Origin of the sequence: Pseudomonas sp. ArH3a (assembly GCF_022648765.1) — a bacterium.
GTDB lineage: Bacteria > Pseudomonadota > Gammaproteobacteria > Pseudomonadales > Pseudomonadaceae > Aquipseudomonas.
The window spans coordinates 2,936,714-2,948,633 of the sequence record NZ_CP080330.1; the positions used below are offsets into that span (position 1 = coordinate 2,936,714).

Consider the following 11,920-nt stretch of genomic DNA (forward strand, 5'->3'; position numbering starts at 1 on the left):
GGGATGGCCATCGTGGTTAACGGGGCCTGTCAGATCAAAAGCAAGAGCACTGAGTGGTAGAAGCAAAAGCAGGACAGAAGCAGAGCACCACCACATCTAGCTGATGTAATGAGATCCCACTGTGGGAGCGGGCTTGCTCGCGAAGGCGGTGGTTCAGCCAGCTCATGTGTAACTGACCCACCGCCTTCGCAAGCAAGTCGAGTCGTCGCACCGCCGCTCCCACAGTTGATTGAGTTCAGTTTCAGAGATCAGGTCGGCTGTCAGGCCGCCTCGGTTTTGCTTTTGATTTGCTTCAACCACTCAGGTCGGCTACTAGGCCGCCGTGCTCTTGCTTTTGATCTTGATCTTGATCTGAGGCGCCCCGTTAAACCACGCTGGCCGAACGCAGGCTTTGGAGCGGGGGTAAACCGGCAGGACGCCGGTTTAGCCGCGATGGGCCAAGGATGGCCCATGGCGGCGGCCCCCGCTCCAAAGCCGGAGTGAGGGCACACCGAGCCTAGGCGAGGTGCCGAGTGGTGGGGCAAGAGCCTTTTGGTTACTTTTGGGCTCTTTCAAAAGTGACCCGCCGTAAGGGCGGAACCAATATCAGCCAATACCGCAGCAACGGATATGTACAAGGTCAACCGCCAACCCCAGCAGGCACCAAAAACGCCGCCTCCAACAACTGCCGCGTATAAGCATGCTGCGGCTCAGCAAAAATCGCCGCCGCGTCCCCCTGTTCCACCACCTGCCCATGCTTGACCACCATCAACTGGTGACTCAGCGCCTTGACCACCGCCAAATCATGGCTGATAAACAGGTAGGTGAGGTTGTACTTGGCCTGCAAGCTGCGCAACAACTCCACCACCTGCCGCTGCACCGTTCGATCCAACGCCGACGTCGGCTCATCCAGCAAAATCAAGCGTGGCTTGAGCACCAACGCACGAGCAATGGCAATCCGCTGCCGCTGGCCACCGGAAAACTCATGCGGATACCGATGCCGCGACTCCGGGTCCAGCCCAACCTCGCGCAGCGCCGCAATAATCGCCGCTTCCTGCTCAACAGCCGTGCCCATCTTGTGAATCCGCAACCCCTCGCCAACAATCTCGCTGACACTCATCCGCGGGCTCAAACTGCCGAACGGGTCCTGAAACACCACCTGCATTTCCCGCCGCAACGGCCGCACCTGTTGCTGGCTAAGCCGGTCCAACTGCTGGCCTTCAAAGCGAATCCCACCAGTGCTCGCAATCAAGCGCAAAATCGCCAGGCCCAGGGTCGATTTGCCCGAACCACTCTCACCGACGATGCCCAAGGTCTGGCCCTGGGGCAGGCTGAAATTGATGCCGTCCACCGCCTTGACGTAATCCACGGTGTTACGCAAAAAGCCCTTCTTGATCGGAAACCACACTTTCAGGTCATCGACTTCCAGCAACGGCGGCCCGACCTCATTGGTCGCAGGCCCACCACTGGGTTCAGCCGCCAGCAATTCCTGGGTGTAAGGATGTTGGGGCGCCTGGAACAGCGTCTCGCAATCGCCTTGTTCAACGATGCAACCCTTCTGCATTACGCACACACGATGGGCGATGCGCCGCACTAGGTTCAGGTCATGGCTGATCAGCAACAACGCCATGCCCAGCCGCGCCTGCAACTCCTTGAGCAACTCGAGAATCTTCAATTGCACCGTGACGTCGAGGGCCGTGGTCGGCTCGTCGGCGATCAGCAGTTCCGGCTCGTTGGCCAGGGCCATGGCGATCATCACCCGCTGACGCTGGCCGCCGGACAGCTCGTGGGGCAGGGCCTTGAGGCGCTTGTGCGGCTCCGGGATGCCCACCAACTCGAGTAATTCCAGAGTGCGCCGGGTGGCGACTTTGCCGGTAAGGCCTTTGTGCAGGCCGAGCACTTCGTTGATCTGCTTCTCGATGCAATGCAGCGGGTTCAACGAGGTCATCGGCTCCTGAAAGATCATCGCAATGCGGTTGCCGCGAATATGCCGCAGGGTTTTTTCTTTGAGGGTCAGCAGGTCTTGCCCGGAATAACTGATGGTGCCCGCCGGATGACGGGCCAGCGGGTAGGGCAGCAGGCGCAGGATCGAGTGGGCGGTGACCGATTTGCCCGAGCCGCTTTCGCCGACCAGGGCCAGGGTTTCGCCGCGCTTGATATCGAAGCTGACGTTGTTGACCACGCGGTGGTGGTGTTCGCCGGTGACGAACTCGACGCAGAGGTCGCGGACTTCGATCAGATTGTCCTGATTCATCTCATTTCCTCGGGTCGAAGGCATCGCGAGCGGACTCGCCGATAAACACCAGCAAACTCAACATGATCGCCAGTACGGCAAAGGCACTCATGCCCAGCCACGGCGCTTGCAGGTTGGATTTGCCCTGGGCCACCAGTTCACCCAATGACGGTGAGCCGGCTGGCAGGCCGAAGCCGAGAAAATCCAGGGCGGTGAGGGTGCCGATGGCGCCGGTGAGAATGAACGGCATGAAGGTCATGGTCGACACCATGGCATTGGGCAGGATATGCCGGAACATGATCGCGCCGTTTTGCATGCCCAGCGCCCGCGCCGCACGCACGTATTCCAGGTTGCGCCCGCGCAGGAACTCGGCGCGCACCACGTCGACCAGGCTCATCCACGAGAACAGCAGCATGATGCCCAGCAGCCACCAGAAGTTTGGCTGCACGAAGCTGGCGAGGATGATCAGCAAATAGAGCACTGGCAACCCGGACCAGATCTCCAGGAAGCGCTGCCCGGCCAGATCGACCCAGCCGCCGTAAAAGCCCTGCAAGGCCCCGGCGATCACGCCGATGATCGAGCTGAGCACCGTGAGCGTCAGGGCAAACAGCACCGACACGCGAAAGCCGTAGATCACCCGCGCCAGTACATCGCGGCCTTGGTCATCGGTACCCAGCAGGTTGACCGAGGAGGGCGGGGCCGGCGCCGGTACTTTGAGGTCGTAGTTGATGCTCTGGTAGCTGAACGGGACCGGCGCCCACAGCGTCCAGGCGTCCTTGGCTTTGAGCAGTTCCTGGATGTACGGGCTCTTGTAGTTGGCCTCCAGCGGGAATTCGCCGCCAAACGCGGTTTCCGGGTAGCGCTTGAGCGCGGGGAAGTACCAGCCGCCGTCGAAGTGCACGGCCAGCGGCTTGTCGTTGGCGATCAGCTCTGCGCCCAGGCTGAGCACGAACAGAATCAGGAACAGCCACAGTGACCACCAGCCACGCTTGTTGGCCTTGAACCGCTCGAACCGGCGGCGATTGAGGGGGGATAAGTTCATCTCAATGCTCCCGGCTGGCAAAGTCGATACGCGGATCGACCAGGGTGTAGGTAAGGTCGCCGATCAGTTTCACCACCAGCCCCAGCAAGGTGAAGATAAACAGCGTGCCGAAGACCACCGGGTAGTCACGGTTGATCGCCGCTTCAAAGCTCATCAGGCCCAGGCCGTCGAGGGAGAAGATCACTTCGACCAGCAACGAGCCGGTGAAGAAAATCCCGATAAACGCCGAGGGGAAGCCGGCGATCACCAGCAGCATGGCGTTACGGAACACATGGCCGTAGAGCACGCGGTGGTTGGTCAGGCCCTTGGCCTTGGCGGTGACCACGTATTGCTTGTTGATCTCGTCAAGAAAGCTGTTTTTGGTCAGCAGGGTCATGGTCGCGAAGTTGCCGATCACCAGTGCGGTGACGGGCAGGGCCAAATGCCAGAAGTAATCGAAGATCTTGCCGCTCCAGCTCAGCTCATCGAAATTGTTCGAGGTGAGCCCGCGCAACGGAAACCAGTCCAGGTAACTGCCGCCGGCAAACACCACGATCAGCAGGATCGCAAACAGGAACGCCGGGATCGCATAGCCGACGATGATTGCCGAGCTGGTCCATACGTCGAAGTGGCTGCCGTGTCGCGTGGCTTTGGCGATCCCCAGCGGGATCGACACCAGGTACATGATCAGCGTGCTCCATAACCCGAGGGAGATCGACACCGGCATCTTTTCCTTGATCAGGTCGATGACCTTGGCGTCTCTGAAGAAGCTGTCGCCGAAATCCAACTGGGCGTAGTTCTTGACCATGATCCACAAGCGTTCCGGCGCCGACTTGTCGAAACCGTACATCTTCTCGATTTCCTTGATCAGCGCGGGGTCCAGGCCCTGGGCGCCACGGTAGCTGGAGCCGGCCACCGAGACTTCGGCACCGCCACCGGCGATGCGGCTGGTGGCGCCTTCAAAGCCTTCGAGCTTGGCGATCATCTGTTCCACCGGGCCACCGGGAGCGGCCTGGATGATGATGAAGTTGATCAGCAAAATCCCAAACAGCGTGGGGATGATCAGCAACAGGCGGCGAACAATATAGGCCAGCATTTAATCGCCTCCGCTCGCCGGGTCGGCGCTCGTGTCCAGGGTAACGGCAGGTTTCACGTCAGGCTTGGCCCACCAGGTGGAGGTGCCGACGTCGTAGCGCGGCGAGACTTTGGGGTGCCCCAAGTGGTCCCAGTACGCCACGCGGAAGGTCTTGATGTGCCAGTTGGGGATCACGTAATAGCCAAACTGCAATACGCGGTCCAGGGCCTTGGCGTGGGCGATCAGGCTTTGACGCGAGTTGGCGTCGATCAGCTCTTCGACCAACTGGTCGACGGCCGGGTCCTTGAGCCCCATGTAGTTGCGGCTGCCGGGTTTGTCGGCGCTGGAAGACGCCCAGAACTCGCGTTGTTCGTTACCCGGCGAGGTGGATTGCGGAAAGCTGCCCACCAGCATGTCGAAATCGCGCGAGCGCAGGCGGTTGATGTACTGCGAAACGTCAACGCGTCGAATGACGAGGTTGATGCCCAGGTCGGCCAGGTTGCGCTTGAACGGCAGCAGGATGCGCTCGAACTCGGTCTGGGCCAGCAGGAACTCGATGGTCACCGTTTTGCCGGTGGTGTCGACCATCTGGTCATCGACGATCTTCCAGCCGGCCTCTTGCAACAACTGGTAGGCCTCGCGCTGCTGGGTGCGGATCATGCCGCTGCCATCGGTCTTGGCCGGTTCGAACGCTTGGGTGAAGACTTCGGCAGGGATCTTGTCGCGAAGCGGCGCCAGAATCGCCAGCTCATCCGGGCCGGGCAGGCCGGTGGCGGCCATTTCTGAGTTTTCAAAGTAGCTGCGGGTGCGCGTGTACGCGCCGTTGAACAGCTGCTTGTTGCTCCACTCAAAATCCAGCAACAGGCTGATCGCCTTGCGCACCCGCACATCCTGGAACATCGGCTTGCGGGTGTTGAACACAAAGCCCTGCATGCCGGTCGGGTTGCCGTTGGGGATTTCTTCCTTGATCAACCGGCCCTGGGCCACCGCCGGAATGTTGTAGGCGTTGGCCCAGTTCTTCGCGCTGAACTCCAGCCAGTAGTCGAATTGCCCGGCCTTCAAGGCTTCCAGCGACACGGTGCTGTCGCGGTAGTAGTCGGTGATGCGGTTATCGAAATTGTAGAAGCCTTGGGTCACCGGCAGGTCCTTGGCCCAGTAATCCTTGACCCGCTCGTAGCGCACCATGCGCCCGGGCTTGACCTCGGCGACCTTGTACGGCCCGCTGCCCAGCGGTATTTCCAGGTTGCCCTTGGCAAAGTCGCGGGTGGCCCACCAATGCTTGGGCAAGACCGGCAATTGGCCGAGGATCAGCGGCAGTTCGCGGTTATTGGTGCGCTTGAACTTGAACAGCACCCGCAGCGGGTCTTCGGCCACCACTTCGTCGACGTCGGCGTAGTAGGTGCGGTAGAGCGGCGAGCCATCCTTGATCAGCGCCTGGAAGGTGAACACCACGTCTTCCGCGCGGATCGGGTGGCCATCATGAAAGCGCGCTTCGGGGCGTAGGTAGAACCGCACCCAGCTGTTGTCCGGGGCTTTCTCGATCTTGCCGGCCACCAGCCCGTATTCGGTGATGGGCTCGTCCAGGCTTTGCATGGCCAGGGTGTCGTAGATCAGCGGCAGGTTGTCCGCTGGCACGCCCTTGCTGATGTAAGGGTTGAGACTGTCGAAGCCGCCCATGCTCGATTCGCGGAAGGTGCCGCCCTTGGGCGCGTCGGGGTTTACGTAGTCGAAATGTTTGAAGTCGGCGGGGTATTTGGGCGGCTCGTTGTAGAGGGTCAGCGCGTGTTGCGGCGCGGCGCTGACCGCGCTGCACAGCAACAGGCTGGCGAGTAATGCACGGCGTAAATACATCATTGGGCTTTCTCCGAAGCTTTCAGCCACCATGCGCTCAGGCCCAGGCTGTAGGGCGGCGTGGTGACAAAGGCGAACCGGTTGCGGTACGCCAAACGATGATAGTTGAGGTACCAGTTGGGAATGCTGTAGTGCTGCCACAGCAGCACTCGGTCGAGGGCGCGGCCGGCGGCCAATTGTTCTTCGCGGGTTTGCGCCGCCAGCAGTTGCTCCAGCAGGCGATCGACCAGCGGGTTGGCGATGCCTGCGTAGTTCTTGCTGCCCTTGATCGCGGCTTGGCTTGAGTGGAAGTACTGCCACTGTTCAAGGCCGGGGCTCAAGGTCTGGTTGAGGGTGATCAGGATCATGTCAAAGTCGAACTGATCCAGGCGCTGCTTGTATTGCGCGCGGTCAACGGTGCGCAGGCGCGCGTCGATGCCGATGCTGATCAGGTTCTCGACATACGGCTGCAGGATGCGCTCCAAGTTCGGGTTGACCAGCAGGATTTCAAAGCGCAGCGGTTGCCCGTCACTGTTGAGCAGGCGTTGCCCCGACAGCTTCCAGCCGGCTTCGCCCAACAAGGCCAGGGCGCGGCGCAGGGTCTCGCGTGGGATACCGCGACCGTCGGTCTGCGGCAGGCTGAAGGCTTGAGTAAACAGGTTGGCCGGCAACTGGTCGCGGTACGGCGAGAGCATCAGCCATTCATGGCCCACCGGCACGCCGGTCGCGGAAAACTCGCTGTTGGGGTAGTAACTCAAGGTGCGCTTATAGGCGCTGCTGAACAGGGTGCGGTTGGTCCATTCAAAGTCGAACATCAACCCCAAGGCTTCGCGCACCTTGGTCTGGGCGAAGGTTGGCCGCCGCGTGTTCATGAACAGGCCCTGGCTCTGGGTCGGGATCTGGTGGGCGATCTGCGCCTTGATCACTTCGCCCCGGTTGACCGCCGGGAAGTTATAGCCGGTGGCCCAGTTCTTGGCCTGGTGTTCGATATAGATATCGAATTCGCCGGCCTTGAAGGCTTCGAAGGCCACGTCGCTGTCGCGGTAGAACTCCACTTCGACCTTGTCGTAGTTGTAGAAGCCCCGGTTGACCGGCAGGTCTTTGCCCCAGTAATCCTTGACCCGTTCGAACACCAACTGCCGCCCAGGGGTGACCTGGGTGATACGGTACGGCCCGCTGCCTAGAGGCGGTTCGAAGGTGGTGGCCTTGAAGTCGCGGTTTTTCCAATAGTGCTGGGGCAATACCGGCAGCTCGCCCAGGCGCAGGATCAGCAACGGGTTGCCGGCGCGCTTGAACACAAAGCGGATACGGTGGCGGCTGAGGATGTCGACCCGCGCCACTTCCTGCAGGTTGGTGCGGTACTGCGGGTGGCCTTCGGTTAGCAAGGTGCGATAGGAAAACGCCACGTCGTAGGCGGTGATCGGTTTGCCATCGTGGAAGCGCGCTTGTGGGCGCAGGTTGAACACCACCCAGCTGCGATCCTCGCTGTACTCCACTGACTCGGCAATCAGCCCATAACTGGAGGTGGGTTCATCGCCGGACGGCGCGTACTGGCCGGTGCCGACCATCAAGGGCTCGTTCAGCTCATTGACGCCGTATTGCAGGAAATTGGGGGTGGACACCGGGCTTGAGCCCTTGAAGGTGTACGGGTTGAGCGTGTCGAAGGTGCCAAATGCCATGACCCGCAATGTCCCGCCTTTCGGCGCTGCAGGGTTTACCCAATCGAAGTGGGTGAATTTGGCCGGGTACTTGAGCGTGCCGAACTGCGTGTAACCGTGGCTCTCGGTAATCGTCGCGTTCGCACCAAAGCTCAAGGCCAGACTTATTAGTAGAAGGAGGGGACGCTTCAAGTCAGAGATCCGATCCAGGCGGCTTGGGCTTTATGATCGGTACAGTAACAGCTTGTTCCGGTTGGAAAAAGGCTGCTGAAAACACCCCGCTTGGGGGCTGCTAAGGTATTGAACTGTGTGGAGAACAAATGTGGGAGCTGGCTTGCCTGCGATGCAGGCAACGCGGTGTATCAGGGGCACCAGGGTGATGCTATCGCAGGCAAGCCAGCTCCCACACAAGCCAGCTCGCCACAGCAAGCCTGCTTGCGCAGAGGTTTATCTTGGCCCGGAAACCACCAGCATCTGCCCAGGTTTCAACGCCTGGCCGGTGCGCGGGTTCCAGCGCTTGAGATGTTGCATCTCAACGTTGAAGCGCTTGGCGACGATGTACAGCGAGTCGCCTTTCTTGACCTTGTACTGCACCGGCTTCTTGGCGCCGGACTTGGCCACCAGCTTGCGCGTGTCTTGCATCACCAGGGTCTGGCCGACCTTGAGGGCCTGGCCGTTGAGCTTGTTCCAGCGCTGCAGGTCATGCACATCGACCTTGTTCGCCTTGGCGATCAACGTGAGGTTGTCGCCATTGCGCACCTTGTAGTTGCGGGTGCGCCCGGCCACTCGCGTGGTCTCAACTTCGTCGAATACCTGCTTTTTAGGGCGCATCGCCAGCAATTCTTCCGGCTTCATCGTCGAAAGGGTGCTAGTGAGCAGTTGCGCCTTGGAACTCGGCACCAGCAAATGCTGGGGGCCATCGAGTGTAGTGCGTTGTTTCAAGGCCGGGTTGAGCTGGAAGAGCTCGTCTTCGTCGATTTCAGCCAGCGCGGCAACCCGTGAGAGGTCCATGCTTTGCTTGACTTCAACCACTTCGAAGTACGGTGTGTTGGCAATCGGGTTCAGGTTGACGCCGTAGGCCTCGGGGGCCAGTACCACCTGAGACAGCGCCAGGAACTTGGGCACGTAGTCCTTGGTTTCCTGGGGCAGGGGCAGGTTCCAGTAGTCAGTGGGCAGGCCGAGCTTCTCGTTCCGCTCGATGGCCCGGCTGACCGTGCCTTCGCCGGCGTTGTAGGCCGCCAGGGCCAGCAGCCAGTCGCCGTTGAACATGTCATGCAGACGCGTCAGATAGTCCAGGGCGGCGGTGGTGGAGGCGGTGATGTCACGGCGGCCGTCATAGGCGCGGGTCTGGCGCAGGTTGAAGTAGCGCCCGGTGGAGGGGATGAACTGCCACAAGCCGACTGCATCGCTGCGCGAATAGGCCATTGGGTTGTAGGCACTTTCAATCACTGGCAGCAGCGCCAGCTCCAGGGGCATGTTGCGTTCTTCAAGGCGTTCGACGATGTAATGAATGTAGAGGCTGCCGCGTTCTCCGGCGTTCTCCAAAAAGGACGGGTTGCTGGCGAACCACAAACGCTGTTGCTCGATGCGTGGGTTGACACCTAAGCCGTCCTGCAATTGAAAGCCCCGTCGCATGCGTTCCCAGACATCCTGGGGCACTTCGGGGCTGGGCTTCTCTGATAGCCAAATAGGTTTTTGCTTGATCTTGACGGCAAGATTGGGTTTGGGTTGCACGGTGGATTGTGCAGCGTAATTAGTCGATTGGCAGCCCGCCAGAGTAGCGGACACAGCCACCGCCACGGCTTGAGCCAGGCGGGTCAATGCGTCTGAAGAAATGGAATTACGAATAGATGACGACATTGGCTGGAAGTAAGTTCCGGGCAAAAATGTCGGGCGATTCTAGAAAGCGCTTTGGTTCCGGTCAACCATTCAGAAATTTCGTATCAGATTGCATCCTGTTAGAACTTATCTTTCCATGCCCTCAAGCTAGCAAACACCTCGGCCCCAGAGCGGTTATCGCGCCCATTCCGTTCGTCTGCTTTTTGTTTAACGGATGTTTCAGCGGTACGTAGAAAAGGGTTAGTGCGTTTTTCCAGGGCCAGGTTGGACGGCAGCGTGATTTCGCCGCGAGCCCGCAGCTGCTTGACGGCTTCCACTCGCTCGGCGATATCGGTGTTATCCGGCTCCACGGCCTGGGCGAATTTAAGGTTACTTTGTGTGTACTCGTGGGTGCAGTAAACCAGTGTTTCGGCAGGCAACGCGGCGAGGCGTTCCAGCGAGGTGTACATCTGTTCCGGCGTGCCTTCGAACAGTCGTCCGCAACCGGCGGCAAACAGCGTGTCGCCACAGAACAGCAGGCCCAGGTGGTAAAAGGCGATATGCCCAAGGGTGTGGCCCGGCACGCTATAAATGTCGAAGTCCAGGCCCAATACGGTGACACGGTCGTTATCTTGCAAGGCGACGTCCCGAGCCGGGATCTTCTCGTTCGCCGGGCCGTAGACCTTGGCGCCAGTAACACTTTTCAGTTGCTCGACGCCGCCGACATGATCATGGTGATGGTGGGTGATCAGGATGTCGCTGAGGCTCCACTGCGGGTTCTGCTTGAGCCAGGCCAGCACCGGCGCGGCATCGCCGGGGTCGACCACGGCGCAGCGCTGGGTTTGCGGGTCCTGTAACAACCAGATGTAGTTGTCGGTGAACGCGGGTAGGGCACTGATCTGTATCATTCTTCGATTCGCCAAGCTGAACACATTGGTGCATCTTAGAACGTCTAGGCGAGTTGGAGAATGCAATGACTGATAAAGCGTTCGCCCAGGCCGATCCTGAGTGGCTGGCCCTGATCAGCGCAGCCCGTGAGTGGCTGTCCGGGCCCATCGGGCAATTTTTGCTGGATGAAGAGCGGCGCATGCTCGAAGACGAGCTGGGCCGGTTCTTTGGTGGCTATCTGGTGCATTACGGCCCATCGGCCCAAACGCCGCCTGCTGCGCCCCAGGTGCAACGTAACGTGCGCCTCGGTGCGCCGTTGCCGGGCGTCGAGATTGTGTGCGAGGAGCAGGCCTGGCCCTTGAGCGAGCATGCCGCCGATGTGGTGGTGTTGCAGCATGGCCTGGATTTCTGCCTGTCGCCCCACGGTTTGCTGCGCGAAGCCGCAAGCAGTGTGCGCCCTGGTGGCCATTTGCTGATTATCGGCATCAACCCCTGGAGCAGTTGGGGCCTGCGCCATGTATTCGCCCATGACGCCCTGCGCCAGGCGCGCTGTATCTCGCCTTCGCGGGTAGGCGACTGGCTGAACCTGCTGGGCTTTGCGCTGGAGAAACGCCGCTTCGGGTGCTATCGTCCGCCGCTTGCGTCGACCAAGTGGCAAGGCCGTCTGGCCGGGTGGGAACGCCGGGCGGGCGCCTGGCAACTGTCGGGTGGCGGCTTCTATTTGTTGGTGGCACGCAAGATCGTGGTCGGGCTGCGGCCGGTACGCCAGGTGCTGCGCCAACCTATGGGCAAGCTGGTGCCGATGCCGATGGCCAAGGTCAATCGCAAGCAAAGCGAACCGTAAAAACTCTTTTTGATTACCGGCCGAGTCTTTCGGCCTCGGGATACTGTCGGTCCATTACCGCCAGCCCGTTTTGATGGATGCAACCGATGACCGATAGCGTAGAACTCTTCACCGATGGCGCCTGCAAGGGCAACCCGGGCCCCGGCGGCTGGGGCGCCTTGCTGGTGTGCAAGGGCGTGGAGAAGGAGTTGTGGGGCGGCGAAGCCAACACCACCAACAACCGCATGGAGCTGATGGGCGCCATTCGTGGGCTGGAAGAACTCAAGCGCCGCTGTGACGTGCTGTTGGTGACCGACTCGCAATACGTGATGAAAGGCATCAACGAGTGGATGGTCAATTGGAAGAAGCGCGGCTGGAAAACCGCCGCCAAGGAACCGGTGAAAAATGCCGACCTGTGGCAACTGCTCGATGAGCAATGCAACCGCCATAACATCACCTGGAAATGGGTGCGCGGGCACATCGGCCACCCAGGTAACGAACGCGCCGACCAGTTGGCCAACCGGGGTGTGGATGATGTACGGGGCTACAAGCAGAGCTGATGGTGACTCACGTGTTAACATCGCGCCCCTTGATT

9 protein-coding genes are annotated in these 11,920 nt (G+C 60.4%); 2 read left to right on the top strand and 7 right to left on the bottom strand.

From position 1 onward, the window contains the following. Positions 1-619: 619 nt before the first annotated feature. The 7 genes from K0P33_RS13585 to gloB all read right to left on the bottom strand — a co-directional run bounded on the left by K0P33_RS13585 (position 620) and on the right by gloB (position 10,522). Positions 620-2,233 (bottom strand): ABC transporter ATP-binding protein, encoded by a 1,614-nt coding sequence (locus K0P33_RS13585; RefSeq protein ID WP_094953755.1) that lies wholly within the window; start codon positions 2,231-2,233, stop codon positions 620-622. A gap of 1 nt (position 2,234) precedes the next feature. Continuing rightward, positions 2,235-3,254, bottom strand: a complete 1,020-nt coding sequence (locus K0P33_RS13590) for an ABC transporter permease (protein WP_094953756.1) — start codon at positions 3,252-3,254, stop codon at positions 2,235-2,237. Between the two features lies 1 nt (position 3,255). Beyond that, the gene (locus K0P33_RS13595; protein ID WP_094953757.1) at positions 3,256-4,329 is read right to left on the bottom strand and encodes a microcin C ABC transporter permease YejB; all 1,074 of its coding nucleotides are present in this window, start codon (positions 4,327-4,329) and stop codon (positions 3,256-3,258) included. Then, positions 4,330-6,162, bottom strand: a complete 1,833-nt coding sequence (locus tag K0P33_RS13600; RefSeq protein WP_242155696.1) for an ABC transporter substrate-binding protein — start codon at positions 6,160-6,162, stop codon at positions 4,330-4,332. Next, positions 6,159-7,988 carry an extracellular solute-binding protein gene (locus K0P33_RS13605; protein ID WP_094953759.1) on the bottom strand — a complete coding sequence of 610 codons (1,830 nt, stop codon included), beginning with the start codon at positions 7,986-7,988 and terminating at the stop codon, positions 6,159-6,161. Before K0P33_RS13605 ends, K0P33_RS13600 begins: the two co-directional genes overlap by 4 nt. A 255-nt stretch (positions 7,989-8,243) precedes the next feature. Further along, positions 8,244-9,656, bottom strand: coding sequence for a transglycosylase SLT domain-containing protein (locus tag K0P33_RS13610; RefSeq protein ID WP_094953855.1), 1,413 nt, complete (start codon positions 9,654-9,656; stop codon positions 8,244-8,246). 98 nt (positions 9,657-9,754) lie between these two features. Next, on the bottom strand, positions 9,755-10,522 hold the full coding sequence (gene gloB, locus K0P33_RS13615) for a hydroxyacylglutathione hydrolase (protein WP_094953854.1): 768 nt from the start codon (positions 10,520-10,522) through the stop codon (positions 9,755-9,757). 65 nt (positions 10,523-10,587) lie between these two features. Between gloB and K0P33_RS13620 the strand changes: the two genes are divergently transcribed. Then, positions 10,588-11,346 carry a methyltransferase domain-containing protein gene (locus K0P33_RS13620; protein ID WP_094953853.1) on the top strand — a complete coding sequence of 253 codons (759 nt, stop codon included), beginning with the start codon at positions 10,588-10,590 and terminating at the stop codon, positions 11,344-11,346. An 86-nt stretch (positions 11,347-11,432) separates the two neighbouring features. Beyond that, the gene (gene rnhA, locus K0P33_RS13625) at positions 11,433-11,885 is read left to right on the top strand and encodes a ribonuclease HI (protein ID WP_010171667.1); all 453 of its coding nucleotides are present in this window, start codon (positions 11,433-11,435) and stop codon (positions 11,883-11,885) included. The last annotated feature ends 35 nt before the right edge of the window (positions 11,886-11,920 follow it).